Source organism: Litoreibacter sp. JB4-2, assembly GCF_055693445.1.
In genome coordinates, this window is record NZ_CM146334.1 from 1766209 (window position 1) to 1784188 (window position 17980).

Consider the following 17980-nt stretch of genomic DNA (forward strand, 5'->3'; position numbering starts at 1 on the left):
ACTCCGCTCAGGATGCTTCAACGCGACCTAACTGCCTTCGATTCTATTTGATTGGTAATCCGCTTTCACAATTCATTTTTGCGAATAGCGGATTGATCCGCTTCATATTTTCGAAGTTGCACTTGCGCCCAGAATACCTCGCTTTTCTCAAAATCCTCTCTGAGCTTCAAAACAAGGCGGGCATGTTGGCGATAGCTCCACTCTTCACGCATATCGGACAGTCCCGGCATTTGGTCCGCCAATTCTTTAAACTGCCTGCGAAGCTCTTCAAGAACCAGTATTACAGGCGAAGCGTAGTCCATATTGGTATCTGTAGGGATTGTGACAGTCATAGGAAAGCTCGTCGGCCACAGCGCCAATACCACTCTTCTAACAAACGTTTCATACCAAGAATAATCGAGCATTCGACCAAATCTGTCACCCGTGAGTGACTGAAAGTCACCGTTCATAGCCGAAAATGTTGCGTAGTAATCCAACACCTTCCTGAATGAGTAGTAGTCAGCAAAACAACCGGAAGTTGGTGGTTCTGTTCTACCAGTAACCTTGGCATAGAACTCTTCCGGCTCTTCTACAGAAGTCAGGCCATCTTTACGCAAAGGCCTTAAAATCAACGCGCTACCAATTTCGGCCAACTCATCAATCTCTTGCGTCAGCTTTTGAGCAAGCGAAGCGATCCTATCAGCTTTTCTAAGAAATTCAGCTTCCGACGTCTCGTCTTTGGGCATTGACCCACTCAGTTCTTGAGTGACGGCTCTACGCACCCTGAACCCAATTTCTGCTTCAAATGCTAGATCGATCTCTTCCCGTGAATAGGCTGAAATTTCGTGATCGCAAACGGACTCAATTGAGAACCAATCGATCTCAGGCACCTCAAAATCAATCTCCCGCAAAAGCTCCCGAGCGCGCTCATATTCTGGGAAACCAAGGCAGGTGTTTAGCCGTTCATCGAGGCTCCCTCCATAAAATATCGTTTTTCGTCTACTCATCGCGCCAAGCTCACAACTTTGCCGCCTTGGTCCGAAACATATAGAGACCAGCGCTCCATCAATGCCCGTCGTTTGTCCAGCAAATCAGAACGCGCGTAAGCCCGTTCCACATCCGACCCAAACCGATGCGAAAGGCTCATTTCGGCGATTTCACGTGGCGCGTTGGCGACTTCCGACGCCCAGTCGCGAAACGTAGACCTGAACCCGTGGACCGTAACTCCTTCAACATTCATGCGGCGCAACAGCATCAACATCGCCATGTTTGAAAGTGGTTTGTGCCGTTTCTGGCCCTCAAACACGTATTCAGACCTTAATGCCTGCAATGGTTCAATGATCGCCAGCATTTCATCCGTAAGCGGAACGCGGTGCTCTTCGCCCGTTTTCATTCGCTCGTCTGGGCAGACCCACAACCGCGCATCCAAGTCGATTTCATCCCACCGCATCCCAAGAACCTCATTCGTCCTCGATCCTGTCAAACAGGTAAACCGCAAAGCGTTTGCCGCCATCGCATTGCGCGACTTCAGATCAGCGTAGAAGGCAGGCACTTTACTCCAAGCCATCGCTTTGTGATGTCTTGGTTTGGCTTTAACCTTGGGCAATGCCCCCGCGTCCTTGATCCCCATCACAGGATTTTCACCAGAACGGAAACCTTTGGATTTTCCCACATCCAAAACCGTCTTGATCCGCTGTGCCAATCGCCGAGCTGTTTCGTGCTTTTCCGTCCAAATTGGCAACAGGCACATCATGACTTCTGGCTGATCGATACCATCCAAGGGCATCCGCCCAATCTTGGGAAAGGCATAGTCGCGCAAGGTATTGATCCATTGCTGGCCATGCTTGGCGTTCTTCCACGTTGGCATCCGCTCAAGATGAACCTGTTGTGCAAATTCTTCGAATGTCGGAATTTCGCGCTGGGCGTTGAATCGCGGGTTCAGACCTTGCTTGGCCATGCGCCGATATTCGAGCGCTCGTTCGCGCGCTTGGTTGATTGTTACAATATCCGCCCCGCCAAGTCCGAAGTCGGTCCGCAAAGGCGCGCCCTTCTTATTTTTGGCCCCTTTGACCACGACGCGCACGATCCAGCGCCGCGCGCCTGATGGATCGACCACCAGATACAATCCATTGCCATCGCCATGCCGCCCAGCGCCAAGGTTCTCGACAAGCTTCTTTGTCAATTTGCCCGATAGGGCCATCAAAAATACCACATTCAATACCACTCAAGGAACGAATATAGATCCAATCGAAGAAAACTCAAGGCCGACGAAAGAGTACCTTCTGATCAATAAAACAAAGAAAAAAGGCCACCCAAGGCGGCCCGATCAAACTAGCAATAATGGTGTGGTGGCGGAGACGAAGGGATTCGAACCCTCGAGACCCTTCCGGGCCTACTCCCTTAGCAGGGGAGCGCCTTCGACCACTCGGCCACGTCTCCACTTGCCCGTTTAGCGATGCCGCGCAGCCTCCGCAAGCATTGAAATTTGGCTTGCCTTACGAGCGTCAAAAAATTGGCTCAACAAAATTGTAACGGTTCCATGACAATTCATATTACACTGCCGGGGCTGCCTCGGTTCACGGCCAAGAACGTAGAGGTGTTTTGTATGGCCAGATGGATTTTGTTTCTGTTTTTGATCAGCCTGGGTGTTGTGCGGCCTGGCTTTTCTGCTTCGCCATGGGCAGAGCTTCAGGTCGACCCGCTTACACGAACCTGCCACTATTTCGAGAACCGCGCGCGCTTCTTGGATCGCGGCCCCAATATGCATCTCAACGCGGTTTTGTCGGATAGCTGTCGCAGTGCCCTAGACAGGTTTTTAGCGACAATTGGGACGACGCCCTATGAGGCAAAGCGCGCACGCGCCTATCTGGAACGGCTGACCGAGTACAAACAGGTCGTGATCAAGATGAATACCAGCGGTTTTTCCAAGGTACATCAGCAAAAGCCAACCCAGCTTGGTGGTGCGCCACGCATCACGGTCAGCGATGCGGGTGAATATCTGATCGCGCGTCAGATGGGCGTTATCGCCCGCCTACAGGCCTGGGCACAGATCGCAAATTTTGATCTGGCCCGTCAGTAAACGCTTTAGGTTCAGTAAACGCTTTAGGTGTTGAACAGGAAATGCAGCACATCACCGTCTTTGACGGTATAGGCCTTGCCTTCGGCGCGCATCTTGCCTGCCTCCTTAGCCGGTTGTTCGCCGCCAAGCGCGACAAAGTCGTCATAAGCGATGGTTTCAGCGCGGATAAAGCCTTTTTCAAAATCACCATGAATGACCCCCGCCGCTTTCGGCGCTGAGGTGCCTTCGCGGATCGTCCAGGCGCGGGCTTCTTTCGGACCTACGGTGAAATAGGTCTCTAGCTTCAGCAGCTCGTAGCCCGCGCGGATCAAGCGGTCGAGTCCGGCTTCTTCCAGACCCATTTCCTCAAGAAACATGGTGGCTTCGTCAGCCTCTAGCTGCGATATCTCTTCTTCAATCTGAGCGGAAATTACGACGGTTCCCGCGCCTTGCGCCGCGGCCATCTCAGCCACTTTCGCCGAGAATGCATTGCCCTCAGCGGCGGAGGCTTCGTCGACATTGCAAACATAAAGGATCGGCTTGGTGGTCAGAAGTTGCAGGCCTTTCCAAGCCTTCATGTCATCGTCATCCACGTCGACGCTGCGTGCCGGCTTGCCGTTTTCCAGGGCCTCTTGCGCGGCTTTCATCAGGCGTTCTTGCTGGACCGCCTCTTTGTCACCGCCGCGCACTTTGCGCACGATATTGACCAGCCGCTTTTCGATGGATTCTAGGTCGGCGAGCATCAACTCGGTCTCGATCGTTTCGGCATCTTCGACCGGGTCCACGCGGCCATCGACATGGGTGATGTCACCATCTTCAAAGCAGCGCAGCACATGGGCAATAGCGTCTGTTTCGCGGATATTGGCCAGAAACTGGTTGCCCAGCCCCTCCCCCTTGGAGGCGCCTTTCACGAGCCCTGCGATGTCCACAAATGTCATCCGGGCCGGAATAATCTGTTTGGACGACGCAATCCCTGCGAGCGTGTCCAAGCGTGCGTCTGGTACGGCAACCTCGCCGACATTCGGCTCAATCGTGCAAAACGGGAAATTCGCGGCCTGCGCGGCAGCAGTTTTGGTCAGCGCGTTAAATAGCGTCGATTTGCCGACATTTGGCAGCCCGACTATGCCCATTTTGAAACCCATCTGACGCTCCTTCTCTCTCGCTCGCCGCTACCTACGGGCAAGGCTGGGCGCGCGCAAGCCTCAGCGGGCGCGGCGGTCTTCTTGGGATTGGAAGATCAAAAGCCAGGCGAGCGCTATGAACATCGGATGTGTCAGCCCGCCCGAAAAGATCAGTGCAGGGATCCAGATGATAAAAACGAAGATTGCGAGAAAGACCCGGCCAAGTAGCAGGATCGACAACGGGGGCAGAAAAAGCGCTAATACGTAGTTCATGACCCCCATATAGGCATGATTGGGCGATTGAACATCCCCCCGGCTTGCGGCAAGACTGCGCGAGCAGATTTGGAGACGCCCATGACCCGCATCGACGACACGTTCGCCCGTTTGAAATCCGAAGGCAAAAAGGCTTTCGTGACATATGTGATGGCGTCCGATCCCGACTACGACACGTCGCTGGAGATCGTCAAAGGATTGCCGGCGGCGGGCGTTGATATCATCGAGCTGGGTCTGCCCTTCACCGATCCGATGGCGGACGGGTCGACCATTCAGCTGGCCGGGCAGCGGGCGCTGGAAGCTGGCATGACGTTGGAGAAAACTCTGCAGATGGTGCGGGATTTTCGGACCGGCGATGCAGTGACACCGATTGTGATCATGGGATACTACAACCCGATCTATTCGCATGGCGTGGACAGGTTTCTGGTCGATGCGAAGGACGCGGGGGTGGACGGGTTGATCGTGGTGGACCTGCCGCCGGAGGAAGACAGCGAGCTGTGTATTCCGGCGCAGGCGGCGGGGTTGAACTTCATTCGGCTGGCGACGCCGACGACGGATGACAAGCGGTTGCCGAAGGTGCTGCAGAATACGTCGGGGTTTGTTTACTACGTCTCGATCACCGGGATCACGGGGGCTGCGGAGGCTCAGGCGGGTGATGTGGCGCCGGAGGTGGCGCGGATGAAAGAAAGCACGGATTTGCCGATTATCGTGGGCTTCGGGGTGAAGACACCCGAGTCTGCGGAGGCGATTGCTGGGGTGGCTGATGGGACCGTTGTGGGCTCGGCCATCGTTCAGAAGATCGCGGATGGAGAGAGCCCGGAGCAGGTGCTGGCTTTTGTGAAATCCCTGGCTGATGGGGCGCATCGCGCCTGAAATCGCGCCGCCCCGCATGCGGGGAATCCGGCAAGTACTTGATCAAAAACACTTCTCAAAAAATTTTAACGATTTAGAAACCTCTGCGGCACGCGCCGCAGATCGCCTTCAGGTCGCGTCATATGTCCAGCGATATCCGGGCGGCGTCGGGCCTTTGTTGCGCCCGCCTTGTTGAAGCTGTTCCCAGGAATGGGCGAGGATGCCGACGGATCGCGACAGGCAAAACAGACCGCGGGCAAGCGGCGGTTCGAACCCCAGCTCGGCGTAGATCACGGCTGTTGCGCCGTCGATATTCATCGGGATGGCGCGGGTTTTCCGCGACGCGAGGTTCTGTTCAACCTGCCCCGCGATCTGGCGGAACGTGCCCATGCAAGCGCCTGCAACAACAGCCTCATCAACCAGTTCCATCAGGCGTGGTGCGCGCGGGTCCACGGGGTCGTGAAACCGATGCCCGAAACCGGGGACAATTTTTCCGTGCGCAGCGATCCAGTCATCCAAGGCGGCGCTGGTGTCCCCGTCAAAATCGCGGATGTGATAGTAAAGCTCTACCGCCTGCTCGCCCGCGCCGCCATGGACGTCGCCCAGCATGTTGACCGCGCTCGCCATGGCATTGTTAAGCGGCAAACCGCAGGTCACGGCCATGCGCGCGGCGGCGATGGAGGGGGCTTGGGGGCCGTGATCAACGGCTGAAACCAAAGCCGCCTCGAACAATCGGGCTTGGTCAGGGCTGGGCCTGTCGCCACGCACCATAAGCCAGATCATTTCAGCAAAGCTGGTATTGCCGATCAGGTCCTGAATCGGATGGCCGCGCAGATGAATGCGGCCCGGTTCCATGTCGATGATGGAGGTGCGCCACCAATCTGAAACATCGCTCATATCACGCCCTCGTCTTTCAGCGTTGAAATCTGATCTGCTGAGAGCCCGGCTTCGGTCCAAATCTCTGCATTGTGCTGCCCAAGCGTCGGCGGCGGCGTATCAGGCGCGGGTCTGACGCCATCGACAACGACAGGGGCGGTGGTCACTTGGATCTGCTCGGCCCCCATGGGAAGCGTGGCGATCATGCCGCGATCCTTCAATTGCGGGTCTTCAAGAACTTGCGGCACGGTCAAAACCGGGCCGGTCGGCACACCAAGCGCGTTGAGCGCTGTGACCCAACCAGCGGCGGGTTTTGTGGTGAGCGCTTTTTCCAGCTCAGCACGCAGGGCGTGGCGATTGGCTTTGCGATCTTCGCGCGTCAGGTAGGCCGGATTGTCCAACAGATCGGCACGGCCCAAATGGCGGGCCAATGCGTCCCATTGTTCATCCCGGTTGGCGGCGATGTTGATCGGTTGATCGGCTGTGGCAAAGGTGCCCGAGGGCGCAGATGTGGTGTTTTCATTGCCATGCGCCGCCGGAGCGACCCCGCCAATCAGGTGGTTTGAGACTACCCACCCCATGGCCGAGACCACTGCATCTGTCATCGACACATCCAGAAATGCGCCGCGCGGACGCGCGTTCAGTTCAGACGCTATGGCCATGGCGGCGGTCATGCCGCCTGTTGTGTCGGCCAGCGGATAGCCCACGCGGAACGGCCCTGTGGCGGGCGCGCCGGTGATCGACATGACGCCGGCCACGCCTTGCACGATCTGATCATAGGCCGGGTCATCTTTGCGCGGACCGGTCTGCCCGAAGCCTGAGATTGCGCAGTAAATCAGCTTGGGGTTCACGCGTTTCAGCGCGTCGTAATCGAGGCCCAGTCGCTTCATCACACCGGGCCTGAAATTTTCGACAAGGACATCTGCGCCCTGCACCAGAGTTTTCAACAGCTCCTTGCCGCGCGGGGATTTCAGGTCGAGCGTAACAGATTTTTTCCCGGCATTTTGGGCCAGAAAACTGATCCCCATATTGGCCTTGTTGCGGGCCGGATCAGCGCCCAGAACGCGCGCCAGATCACCCGAACCGGGCCGTTCGATCTTGATGACATCCGCCCCCATCAACGCCAGCTGGTAGCAGCAATAGGGCCCGGCCAGCACATTTGTCAGGTCAAGAACCCTGATCCCTGCCAGCGGGCTAGTCCCCATCTGCAACGCCTTCCGCACGAATGCGCGCGCGCCGCTGGCGATAGCTGGGCAGGACCACAAGAATGACGGCCAGGATCAGCAGGCCAAGCGTCATCGGGCGTTCCCAGATGAAGGCGACCCCATCGTAAAGCTGCATGGCGCGGGAGAAGTTATTCTCCAATAGCGGGCCGAGGATGAAGCCGATCAGCAGCGGCGCGAGCGGGTAGTCGGCAAAGCGCAGCATCGTGGCACAGACGCCGAAACCTACAAGGATCAGCAGCTCTGTCGCGTTGTTTTGTCCGATATAGGCGCCCATCAGCGTGAAGAACAAAATGAACGGGATCAGGTAGTTGCGCGGAACCGCCAGCACCTTGGCGATGTAGGGGATGAGCGGCAGATTGAGGATCAGCAGCACCAGATTGCCCAGATACATCGAGATGATCACCGCCCAGAAGATCTGCGGCTCATCAACCATCAGGCGCGGGCCGGGGCTGACATTGAGCGCGATCAACGCGCCCAGCAAGATCGCCGTGGTGCCGGAGCCGGGAATGCCCAGCGTCAGCAGCGGCACGAATGACCCGGTGCAGGCGGCATTATTCGCAGCCTCCGGCGCAGCGATGCCCTTGGGCGCGCCTTTGCCGAATTGTGCCTGTTCCTCTTTGGGCGCGATGTTGCGTTCCACCGCGTAGCCGAGGAAGGACGCGATTGTGGCGCCCGCGCCGGGCAGTACGCCGATGAAGAAGCCCTGCAGGGATTGGCGGCCAATGACGGGGGCGATCGAGCGCGCCTCGTCCCGCGAAATGCGCAGGTTGGTGATTTTGCCGGAGTCGCCGTCGCCGGTTTTGGACCGGCTTGGGTCGAGCACCAGATAGATCGCCTCCGGCAGGGCGAACATGGCCATGGCCAGCGTGATGAAGCCAAAGCCCGACTGCAGGTCCATGACCCCCATCGTGAAGCGCGGCATGTTGAAGAGCACGCCCTCGCCCACCGTGGCCATCATCAGGCCCACGAAGGTCATCAGCAGCGCCTTGGAGACCTGCCCCGTGCCCGCGAAGGCCGCGATTGCCGACAGGCCTACCACCATCAGCGCGAAATATTCCGAGCTGTGGAACAGCAGCGCGACCGAGGCGAGCGCAGGGGCGAAAATGGCAAGCAGCACCGCGCCGATTGTGCCGCCCGCAAAGGACGAGATCGCAGCGATTGTCAGCGCCTTGCCCGCCATGCCCGCGCGCGCCATCGGGTAGCCATCGAAGGAGGTGGCGACCGTGGAGGCAACGCCCGGCGCGTTGATCAGGATGGAGGACGTGGAGCCGCCGAAGACCGCGCCATAATAGACCCCCGCCAGCAAGATCAGCGCCGTGGACGGATCGCCGATGGTGATCGCCACCGGGATCATGATCGCGATGATCGACATCGGGCCCAGCCCGGGCAGCATGCCGATGAACGTGCCGATCAGGCAGCCGCCGATGACCATCATGATGTTTGTGAATGTAAACGCGGTCTGCAGACCGACGAGAAGCCCGTCCAGCATGTCAGCCTCCGACCAGGAATAGGGGCAGCGGGCGCAGGAAAATGCCCAGCACCGCGTCCACCAGATACCAGACAAACCCGGCGGCTATGGCAGAGACGACGGCCATCAGCAGGTAGCGGCGCTCGCCCAGGATGAAGCTGCCGAGCGTCAGGAACAGGAAGGTCGACGCGATGAACCCCAGCGGGCGCAGCAGCACCGCGTAGGCGACCATAAGGCCCAGCAGCAGGATCGCTTGGCCGTATTTGTATTCGCTGAGGCGGGACAGGCTGATGTCGCCGGTGTCTTCCTTGGCGGGGGTTTTCTCCAGGCCCAGCAGGATGATCAGTGAGAAGATGATGCCGCCTGTGACCAAGACCTTCGGGAAGGTTGAGGGCCAGATCGGGCGTTGCTTCATGATGGGCGGCAAGAGCCCGTCCATCGTGAAATAGGCGCCGTACCCATATGCCAGGCAGAGCAGCAAGATCACGAAGGCTATCCAGCGATCAATCGCCATTAGTGTGTCCCCTCCCAAGGAGGCGCGCCCGATCCATGCAGGCCGGGCGCGCCATAAGTGCGGTGTTTTAGAGGAAGCCCAGCTTCTTCATCAGATCGCCAATGACGGTTTCCTGATTTTCCAGGAATGTCTCGAACTCGGCGCCAGGGTTGTGGATGTTGACCCAGCCGTTGCGAGCGCGCACGGCTTCCCATTCCTCAGTGGCGTACATCTTGTCGATGGCGTCCTGGTACATGGCCAGCTTGTCGGCTGGCAGACCAGGTGCCGCAAAGAACCCGCGCCAGTTAACGAACGTGGTGTCATTGCCTTGCTCGACCATTGTGGGCGCGTCGGCATAGGCGTCGACGCGTTCGTCAGCGGTCACGCCGATGATGCGCACTTCGCCGGCTTTGGCCAGCTCAACGGCCTCAGAAAACCCGGTGGAGACAGCCTGAACTTCGCCAGACAGAAGACCCGCCATTGTCGCGCCGCCACCGTCATAGGGGACGTATTTCATCGCAACAGGATCAGCGCCCGCAGCCTGGAACACCATGGCCGCGACCAAGTGGTCCATACCGCCCGGAACCGAGCCACCGCCGATGGCAACAGCAGAGGCATCCGCGTTGAACGCATCGATCAGGCCATTCACGTCTTTGATGTCGCTATCGGCTGCAACAACTAGCGCTGCGTAGTCGCCGATTGTGCCTGCAACCAGTGTCAGGTCACGGAAGCTTTGCGGGAACACACCGGTCAGCGACCGGATCACGATAGGTGTCGAGTTCACCATCAGCGTGCCGTGGTTGCTATCGGCGTTTTCGATCAGGTAGCCGATGGCCTTACCGCCGCCACCACCAGACATGTTTTCATAAGATGCAGAGCCCACAAGCCCCGCAGCTGTCAAAGCTTCGCCAGTACCGCGCGCGGTTCCGTCCCAGCCGCCACCGGCACCGCCGGGGATCAAGAAGTGGATGCTGTCGACAACCTGATGGCCATCCGCCAGCACGGGGCCAGCAAGTCCGAATGCTGCAACAGCAGAGATAAGGGCGCGGCGGCCCATTTTAAAAGTCATGTAAATTTCCTCCCATTTGACATTTACGGCACAGGCCGCTCATGTCGGGCAAGTTTGACGGTCCAAACTGACACACGGCTGACAAGGTGCGAGAAAGAAAAACCCGACATGCGTTTTCTGCTTATTGAAGACAATGATGCCTTGGCACGCGCCGTGGTGGACCGGCTTGGTCTGGACGGGCATGTGGTCGATCATGCAGGCGATCTGGCGACGGCAACGGATTACATCCACACGGCTGATTACGATCTGATTTTATTGGATATTATGCTGCCAGACGGCGACGGGCGCAGCTTTCTGGCGCAACAACGGGCAGCAAAATCACGCACACCGATCATTGTTCTGACCGCCCGTTCTGAGGTGTCAGATCGTGTCGGGATGCTGGATCTTGGGGCCGATGATTACATGGTCAAACCCATCGATTTTTCAGAGCTGGAAGCGCGCTGCCGGGCCGTTTTGCGCCGTCAGGGCGGCGAGGCGCGCAACGTGGTGTCCTTCGGGGCGTTGGAATTTGATTCCCTCGCGGGCACGCTGAAAATAGATGGCACCGAGACCAAATTGCGCACGCGCGAGCTGCGCCTTTTCGAGATTTTCGTCAATGCGCCGAACCAGGTTTTTTCAAAACCCAAGCTGGTGGACCGGTTGTTTTCCTACGACGAAGACGCGTCCGAGAACGCGATTGAGGTCTATGTCGGACGCCTGCGCAAGCATCTTGATGACAGCGATGTCTCGATCACAACGGTCCGCGGATTGGGCTACAAATTAGAACTGGCATGACAGCGCCAAACACCAAAAGCAGCATTCGGCAGCGATTGTTGTTCATGCTGTTGGTCAGCTCGGCGCTGACGGGGGTGCTGCTGTATATTGTGATGCAATCGGTCTTCCAGCAGATCGCGCAGGAAACGCAAGATAACATCCTTGCCGCGTCGGCGATTTCGATTTTGGACAGCGCCCGAGTGTCGCAGGGCGAGATGTCAGTCGACCTGCCCTATTCGGCGCTGTCGATGCTGGACCGGGTGACGGATGAGCGCGCGTTTTACGCGATCCGGTTGCAGGACGAATTTCTGTCGGGCTACGACAACTTGCCCCGGCCCGAGACCTTTGGCAGCAACGACATGACGTTCCAATCCGTGACCTATCTTGGTCAGGACATCAGGATCGCGGCGACGCGGCGCAGCTTTTCCATCGACAACAAGCAGGCGTTTCTGGAAGTGTCGGTCGCCCAGACGCTGACCGGCATGACCCGCGACCTCGCCCGCATTTCGCGGATATCACTGAGCATTGGCGCGGGGTTTTTCGCACTTTCGGCGATCATGGCGATGGTGATTGCGCGCAGTACCATTCGCCCGCTTCACAGCTTGACGGAATCGGTGTCGCGCCGGGGTCCTTCCGACCTGCGCCCGGTGGCGGCACCGGTGCCAAGCGAGATGGCCCCGCTGGTGGTGTCGTTGAACAACCTGATGGCGCGGCTTCAAAAATCGCTGGCCCGGTCCGAGGATTTTATCACCGAGGCCGCCCATAGGGTCCGCACCCCGTTGGCGATTGTCCGCACGCAGGCCGAGATTACCCTGCGCCGCGTCGAGAAAGAAGAAAACCGCCACGCGGTGCGCGAAATGATCCGGGCGATTGACGAAAGCTCCCGCACGGCCGGGCAGCTGCTGGATCATGCGATGGTGACGTTTCGCACCGACAACCTGTCATCGACGCGTGTTCAGCTGCATGAGCTGATCACCGAAACCGTGGAACGGTTGCGACCCGTCTGCGATCTGAAAGAGATCCGCGTGGAGATCGCGCGCCTTGACCCGGCGGAGATCGTGGGCGACGCCATTTTGCTGCAAAATGCGCTGCATAACGTGCTTGATAACGCGATCAAATATTCCAGCGGGGGGACCGCGGTCGAAGTCTCACTGGTTAATGCGGGCGACGGGTTTCGCATCGTCGTGTCGGATTCCGGCCCGGGGTTCACGGAAATTGACACCGACACATTGCTCAAACGGTTCGAGCGCGGGGAGAACGCGCAAAGCGTCGTGGGCTCCGGCCTTGGGCTAACCATCGTCGACGAGGTGATGCGCGCCCATGGCGGCACCATCGCGCTTGGCAACAATTCAGGAGGCGGCGCATGCGTAACCTTGTCCTTTCCTTTGGGCTGATTTGGGTTTCAACACTGGCTCATGCCTTTGAGATCGAAGACCGCGCGGTGTTTGGCGACGCGGGCGCCGATCGGGTGCTGCGCATCCTGTCGACGGCCGATACCAGCTTCTTTGAGCCGATGATCCAGTCCTACCTGGCCGTTCATCCGGGGGTGAGCATTGACTACACGGTCGCCAGCTCCACCGAGGTGATGCGCGCGGTGCTGGACGAGCAGCAGCCGTTTGATCTGGCGATTTCCAGCGCGATGGATTTGCAGACCAAGCTGGCCAATGACGGGATGGCGCGGCGGCATAGCTCGGACCAAACCGAGAATTTGCCGGACTGGGCGGTGTGGAACGAGATGGTGTTTGCCTTCACGCAGGAGCCGGCGGCTTTTGTGATCTCCAACGACGCGTTTGCGGACCTGCCCGTGCCGGAGAACCGCCAAGAGCTGATCAACACCCTGCGCCAGAACCCCGAGATTTTTGAGGGGCGGGTCGGGACCTATGACATTCGCCAATCCGGGTCGGGCTACCTGTTTGCCACGCAGGACGCCCGCGCGTCGGACACCTATTGGCGGCTGACGGAGGTGATGGGCACGCTGGACCCGCAGCTTTACTGCTGCACCTCGAACATGATCGACGACGTGGTGAGCGGGAAGCTGGCGATCGTTTACAACGTGCTGGCCAGCTACGCGGAGCAGCGCGAGGATTCGGACGCGTTCACGATCATTTTGCCCTCCGACTTCTCTATCGTGATGCTGCGCACGATGCTGATCCCGACGACCGCGGAAAACCCGCAGCTGGCGGCGGAGTTTTTGGATTTCGTGCTGGGGCAGACCTTCCCGGACGGGGATTCTGCCGCTGCTGCAATCGACCGTTCTGGATCAGGCGAACGAGACTTCGCTATACCGCATCAGCCTTGGGCCGGGGCTGCTGGTCTATCTCGACCAGTTCAAGAGCCGCAACTTTATTGCGGAATGGGAACGGTCTATTCTGCAGGAATAGCGCGGTTACACGGCGGGCGTCAGCACCCTGTCAGGTCGGTGGTTTACCGCAAGGCCAGCGAAAGCGAGGATGACATGGCGCAACCAGTGACTACCAAAATCTTGATCCCTTCCGGGGCGCTTGGCCTCGGCTATGACCGCGCGGCGCTTGCGCGCGGGGTGTCTGAGAAACCCGACCTGATTGCGATTGACGGCGGGTCGACCGATAGCGGGCCGCATTACCTTGGCACGGGGACGTCGAAATATTCGCGCGGCTCGATCAAATCCGAATGGCGCGAATTGATGGACGCCCGCGCCCAAGCAGGCGTGCCCCTGGTCATTGGGACGGCGGGCACAAGCGGCGCGGATGACGCCGTGGATTGGCTGGTTGATATCACCCGTGAAATCGTTTCCGAGACCGGGCAGCCTGTAAAAGTCGCGGTGCTGAAATCGGGCCAAGTGAACGCCAAAATGGTCGCGGCTTTGCAGGCCCAGAAAATCAAACCGCTGGAACCGGTGATCGATATCAGCGCCGAGCTGCTGGAAAGCTGCACCAATATCGTCGCTTTGGCTGGCGCCGAGCAGATTCAGGCAGCGTTAGAAACCGGGGCGGATATCGTCATTGCCGGGCGCACAACTGACACCGCCACCATTGCGGCGCTGCCCTTGTCGCGCGGCTGTCATGCGGGCGCGGCCTGGCATGGCGCGAAGATCGGCGAATGCGGGGCCTTGGCCACCACCAGCCCGAATTCCGGCACGATCATGATCAGTTTTGACGAGGCGGGCTTCACGATGGAGCCGATGGGCGAGAGCGCAAAAGCCACGCCCTACACGGCCTCGGCGCATATGCTTTACGAAAACTCGAACCCTTATCAGCTGTATGAGCCCGGCGGCCATCTGGATGTAATCAAGGCCAAATATGAGGCGCTTGACGACAGAACAGTGCGGGTGACGGGCAGCGAATGGGTGCCGAGCGACACCTATACGGTCAAGCTGGAGGGGGCGCGCAGTGGCGGGTATCAGACCGTCTCGCTCGCCTTGGTGCGTGAGCCCAGATATGTCGAACATATCCGCGAATGGGTGGCCGATATTGAGGAAAAATGCACCCGAAAGGCCATCGAGCGGGTGAATGAGGCCTTCACCCTAGAAATCCGCTTGATCGGGGCCGACGCAACGCTGGGTCCGCTTGAAACAGCCGCGCGCATTGGCAGCGAAGTCGGCGTTATGGGCATTGTCACGGCGGCGTCGGAAGCCACTTCGCGCGAGGTCGCCAAAATCCTGAACCCGTATTTGTTGCACCACCCGCTAACCGAACAAGAGGAAATGCCAACCTTCGCCTTCCCATTTTCGCCCACCGAAATGGGTCGGGGTAAGATTTACGAATTTTGCCTGAACCACGTTCTTGAGCTGGAGAACCCGATGGATGCGTTTGAAATTAATGTGGTGGAGATGCGCGCGTGACCACTTTGTCCCAGCTAGCGATGAAAATCCGGTCAAAAAATGCGGGCCCGTTTTGGCTGACAATCGACATTTTCTGCGAAACACGCGCCGCGTTTGACCAAGTGTGCCAGATTGCCGATGACGCGCGAGTGGCACAGGCGCTTGGCACATCAGTGGCGACGCTGAAACGCTACGAGATTGCTGACTTGAACGTCCTGAAATTCAGCCTGCCGCGCCCTGAAATACAAGGTACAAGGTTTGACCGCGACATGCATGGCGCGTCCTTTGCCAATTTGCTGTCGGATTTAGGGCCGGTTGGGTAGGTTCAAAACAGCCCGCGGCGCACAAGGTTGAGCCCGGCCAGAAGCAACACCCACAGCGTGATTTTGCGGAACGTGGCCTGGTTGATGCGGTCTTGCACCTGAAAGCCCAGCCACAGGCCAATCATGGCCGGGACGATCAATACCGCCGACAGTTTGAGCGATTCCGCCCGGATCACGCCGGAATTGAGGTGCGCCAAGACCAGAGCCACGGCCCCAAGCCCGAAGACGACGCCCTGGACCCGCAATTGTTCCTGCTTTGGGGTGTTGATGGCGGTCAAATAGGCCACGGTTGGCGGGCCCCAGACGCCAGATAACCCGCCGACAAAGCCTGCGACGGCGCCGACACTAACCTCTAGCTTTGGGCTATTTTGAAATGTTGGGCGCCACCCTGATAGCTGGAACACCGAAAACAGCACAATCGGCAGCCCGATCCCCAGCAGCAGCATGTTGACCGACAAAAGCGTGAAAAGCTGCGCACTGAACACCAGCATCACCGCGCCCACGCCTAGAAACAACCGGAACCGCTTGATCGATTGCCACGCCGCCTTGCCACCTTGGCGCAATGATTGCGCGCCATTGGCCGCCAAGGTCGGGATGATCAGCCCGGCAAGCGCCAGCTCGGGCGACATCACGGAGGCCAGCCCCGAAATCATGATCGCGGGCAGCGCAAAACCGACCATACCTTTGACCAACCCGCCCAAGAAAGCGACAGCGCAGGCGAAGGCCACAACGAACGCCCCGTATTGCGCCATCAGTGTTTGCGTAAATTCCATGAAATGGTGATACATTGGCGGGCAAACGGGTGCAGCCCCAAAAGGACCTGCGACATAATTGTTCAATTCGTAACTACATCGCGAATTATAATTGCGCTGCACCTGCACAATATCTAAAAGGGTCGAGACCGCTTTTTGAAGGATCTCGACCATGGCACATGACGGGCAAGGCATTGAGATGAACAGCACGCAGAGCATCATTCTGGACGGGTTGCTTGGGCTGACGGCCGATGCCGTCCCCGCCGTGACCGAATTGATGGCGACCGCCAAGGCCCGCGTGGCCGCCCTGGTCACCGAAAATGGCCGCATATCGGGCCGCCTGCTTGAAGAAAATCAGACCGCCGCCCATGGGCTGGCCTGGATCGCCACCTACGCGCAAGCGCTGCAGCAGATGCAGAACTGGGCGGAGCGGCTGCAGGCTGACGGCAAGTTTGGCGAGGCGGAACAGCTGATCCACCAGATCGCATTTGGCGAATACCTCTGGCAGCTTTACGGCGGCATCCCGATGAGCCAGGGCGAAATGCTGCGCCCGCAAGATCTTGGGCTGACCCAGGACGACCAGCGCGCCATGATGAACCCGTCCGTGATGGCGCTGACCCAGAACGGCAACACCCAGACCGCCCGCACCCGTCTGGTTGAGCTGATGCAGGAGCAGTCGGCGAATATCACCGTCGGTGCCTCCGGCCTTGACGACGAGATGGAGATGATCCGGGAGCAATTCCGCCGTTTCTCCGTCGATAAGGTCGAGCCGCATGCGCATGACTGGCACCTGAAAGACGAGCTGATCCCGATGGAGATCATCGAAGAAATGGCCGAACTCGGCGTCTTTGGCCTGACCATCCCTGAGGAATATGGCGGCTTCGGCATGTCCAAAACCGCGATGTGCGTCGTCTCCGAAGAACTGTCACGCGGCTATATCGGCGTGGGCTCTTTGGGCACCCGATCCGAAATCGCGGCCGAGCTGATCATCTGCGGCGGCACGGAAGAGCAAAAGCAGAAATGGTTGCCGCAGCTGGCCTCCGCCGAGACATTGCCGACAGCGGTGTTCACCGAACCCAACACCGGCTCGGACTTGGGCAGCTTGCGCACCCGCGCCGTGAAAACCGGCGACGACTACACCGTCACCGGCAACAAGACATGGATCACGCACGCGGCCCGCACGCAGGTGATGACCCTGCTGGCCCGCACCGACCCGGACACGACCGACTACAAAGGCCTGTCGATGTTTCTGGCCGAAAAAACCCCCGGCACGGATGAGGCCCCCTTCCCCACCGACGGCATGTCCGGCGGCGAGATCGAGGTGCTGGGCTACCGCGGCATGAAGGAATATGAGCTGGCCTTCGACAATTTCAAAGTCAAAGGCGAAAACCTTCTGGGCGGCGTGGAGGGTCAGGGCTTCAAGCAACTGATGCAAACCTTCGAGAGCGCCCGCATCCAAACCGCCGCCCGCGCCATTGGCGTCGCCGCCTCCGCGCTGGACGTGTCGACGCAATACGCCCAAGACCGCAAGCAGTTCGGTAAGGCGCTGATCAACTTCCCGCGCGTCTCCGGCAAGCTGGCCATGATGGCGGTGGAAACCATGGTCGCGCGCCAACTCACCTATTTCTCCGCCTTCGAGAAGGACAATGACCGCCGCTGCGACCTAGAGGCCGGCATGGCCAAGCTGCTCGGCGCCCGCGTCGCCTGGGCCTGCGCCGATAACGGGTTGCAAATCCATGGCGGCAACGGTTTTGCGCTGGAATACAAAATCAGCCGCATCCTCTGCGACGCCCGTATCCTCAACATCTTTGAAGGTGCCGCGGAAATCCAAGCGCAAGTCATCGCACGCCGCCTTTTGGGATGAAAACACTCCGGGGAGTGTTTTCCTGCGGCACGCGGAAATCCAAGCTCAGGTCATTGCGCGCAGGCTGCTGGGGT

The 17980-nt window shown here is 58.8% G+C and carries 17 protein-coding genes and 1 tRNA gene; 7 read left to right on the top strand and 11 right to left on the bottom strand.

What is annotated here, in order from left to right; translation table 11 throughout:
* Nucleotides 1-65: 65 nt before the first annotated feature.
* The 3 genes from ACZ1G7_RS08785 to ACZ1G7_RS08795 all read right to left on the bottom strand — a co-directional run bounded on the left by ACZ1G7_RS08785 (nt 66) and on the right by ACZ1G7_RS08795 (nt 2418).
* Nucleotides 66-986 carry a hypothetical protein gene (locus tag ACZ1G7_RS08785; RefSeq protein ID WP_472663439.1) on the bottom strand — a complete coding sequence of 307 codons (921 nt, stop codon included), beginning with the start codon at nt 984-986 and terminating at the stop codon, nt 66-68.
* Entirely contained in the window at nt 983-2161 is a 1179-nt protein-coding gene (locus ACZ1G7_RS08790) for a tyrosine-type recombinase/integrase (protein WP_472663440.1), read from the bottom strand. The genes ACZ1G7_RS08785 and ACZ1G7_RS08790 overlap by 4 nt, the downstream gene beginning before the upstream one ends.
* Before the next feature lie 167 nt (nt 2162-2328).
* Nucleotides 2329-2418, bottom strand: a tRNA-Ser gene (locus ACZ1G7_RS08795).
* A gap of 166 nt (nt 2419-2584) precedes the next feature.
* Between ACZ1G7_RS08795 and ACZ1G7_RS08800 the strand changes: the two genes are divergently transcribed.
* Complete coding sequence (locus ACZ1G7_RS08800) at nt 2585-3058, top strand: hypothetical protein (protein ID WP_472663441.1); 474 nt, start codon at nt 2585-2587, stop codon at nt 3056-3058.
* 23 nt (nt 3059-3081) lie between these two features.
* Here the strand turns inward: ACZ1G7_RS08800 and ychF are convergent, their stop codons facing one another.
* Nucleotides 3082-4179 (bottom strand): redox-regulated ATPase YchF, encoded by a 1098-nt coding sequence (gene ychF / locus ACZ1G7_RS08805; RefSeq protein ID WP_472663442.1) that lies wholly within the window; start codon nt 4177-4179, stop codon nt 3082-3084.
* A 60-nt stretch (nt 4180-4239) separates the two neighbouring features.
* Nucleotides 4240-4431, bottom strand: coding sequence for a hypothetical protein (locus tag ACZ1G7_RS08810; RefSeq protein ID WP_472663443.1), 192 nt, complete (start codon nt 4429-4431; stop codon nt 4240-4242).
* Nucleotides 4432-4512: 81 nt separating this feature from the next.
* Here ACZ1G7_RS08810 and trpA point away from each other — a divergent pair, with 81 nt between their 5' ends.
* Entirely contained in the window at nt 4513-5304 is a 792-nt protein-coding gene (gene trpA, locus ACZ1G7_RS08815) for a tryptophan synthase subunit alpha (RefSeq protein ID WP_472663444.1), read from the top strand.
* A gap of 108 nt (nt 5305-5412) precedes the next feature.
* Here trpA and ACZ1G7_RS08820 read toward each other — a convergent pair whose 3' ends face one another.
* The 5 genes from ACZ1G7_RS08820 to ACZ1G7_RS08840 form a co-directional block, all read right to left on the bottom strand.
* Nucleotides 5413-6180, bottom strand: a complete 768-nt coding sequence (locus ACZ1G7_RS08820) for a citryl-CoA lyase (RefSeq protein ID WP_472663445.1) — start codon at nt 6178-6180, stop codon at nt 5413-5415.
* Nucleotides 6177-7364: a CaiB/BaiF CoA transferase family protein gene (locus ACZ1G7_RS08825; RefSeq protein ID WP_472663446.1), complete on the bottom strand. Its 1188-nt coding sequence runs from the start codon at nt 7362-7364 to the stop codon at nt 6177-6179. Before ACZ1G7_RS08825 ends, ACZ1G7_RS08820 begins: the two co-directional genes overlap by 4 nt.
* Nucleotides 7354-8874 carry a tripartite tricarboxylate transporter permease gene (locus tag ACZ1G7_RS08830; RefSeq protein ID WP_472663447.1) on the bottom strand — a complete coding sequence of 507 codons (1521 nt, stop codon included), beginning with the start codon at nt 8872-8874 and terminating at the stop codon, nt 7354-7356. The genes ACZ1G7_RS08825 and ACZ1G7_RS08830 overlap by 11 nt, the downstream gene beginning before the upstream one ends.
* A 1-nt stretch (nt 8875) precedes the next feature.
* Nucleotides 8876-9367, bottom strand: coding sequence for a tripartite tricarboxylate transporter TctB family protein (locus ACZ1G7_RS08835; protein ID WP_472663448.1), 492 nt, complete (start codon nt 9365-9367; stop codon nt 8876-8878).
* A gap of 67 nt (nt 9368-9434) precedes the next feature.
* The gene (locus ACZ1G7_RS08840; protein WP_472663449.1) at nt 9435-10415 is read right to left on the bottom strand and encodes a Bug family tripartite tricarboxylate transporter substrate binding protein; all 981 of its coding nucleotides are present in this window, start codon (nt 10413-10415) and stop codon (nt 9435-9437) included.
* 108 nt (nt 10416-10523) lie between these two features.
* Here ACZ1G7_RS08840 and ACZ1G7_RS08845 point away from each other — a divergent pair, with 108 nt between their 5' ends.
* From ACZ1G7_RS08845 to ACZ1G7_RS08860, 4 genes are read left to right on the top strand one after another with little or no spacing between them, the layout of a single operon-like run.
* A complete protein-coding gene (locus ACZ1G7_RS08845; RefSeq protein ID WP_472663450.1) occupies nt 10524-11189 on the top strand; it encodes a response regulator transcription factor in 666 nt (221 codons plus the stop codon).
* A complete protein-coding gene (locus ACZ1G7_RS08850; protein ID WP_472663451.1) occupies nt 11186-12562 on the top strand; it encodes a sensor histidine kinase in 1377 nt (458 codons plus the stop codon). The genes ACZ1G7_RS08845 and ACZ1G7_RS08850 overlap by 4 nt, the downstream gene beginning before the upstream one ends.
* The gene (locus ACZ1G7_RS08855) at nt 12532-14988 is read left to right on the top strand and encodes an extracellular solute-binding protein (RefSeq protein ID WP_472663452.1); all 2457 of its coding nucleotides are present in this window, start codon (nt 12532-12534) and stop codon (nt 14986-14988) included. Before ACZ1G7_RS08850 ends, ACZ1G7_RS08855 begins: the two co-directional genes overlap by 31 nt.
* Nucleotides 14985-15290, top strand: a complete 306-nt coding sequence (locus ACZ1G7_RS08860; protein ID WP_472663453.1) for a DUF4387 family protein — start codon at nt 14985-14987, stop codon at nt 15288-15290. Before ACZ1G7_RS08855 ends, ACZ1G7_RS08860 begins: the two co-directional genes overlap by 4 nt.
* Before the next feature lie 2 nt (nt 15291-15292).
* Here the strand turns inward: ACZ1G7_RS08860 and ACZ1G7_RS08865 are convergent, their stop codons facing one another.
* Nucleotides 15293-16063 (bottom strand): sulfite exporter TauE/SafE family protein, encoded by a 771-nt coding sequence (locus ACZ1G7_RS08865; protein ID WP_472663454.1) that lies wholly within the window; start codon nt 16061-16063, stop codon nt 15293-15295.
* A gap of 151 nt (nt 16064-16214) precedes the next feature.
* On the opposite strand from ACZ1G7_RS08865, the gene ACZ1G7_RS08870 reads away from it, so the two are divergent.
* Nucleotides 16215-17906, top strand: coding sequence for an acyl-CoA dehydrogenase family protein (locus tag ACZ1G7_RS08870; protein WP_472663455.1), 1692 nt, complete (start codon nt 16215-16217; stop codon nt 17904-17906).
* The last annotated feature ends 74 nt before the right edge of the window (nt 17907-17980 follow it).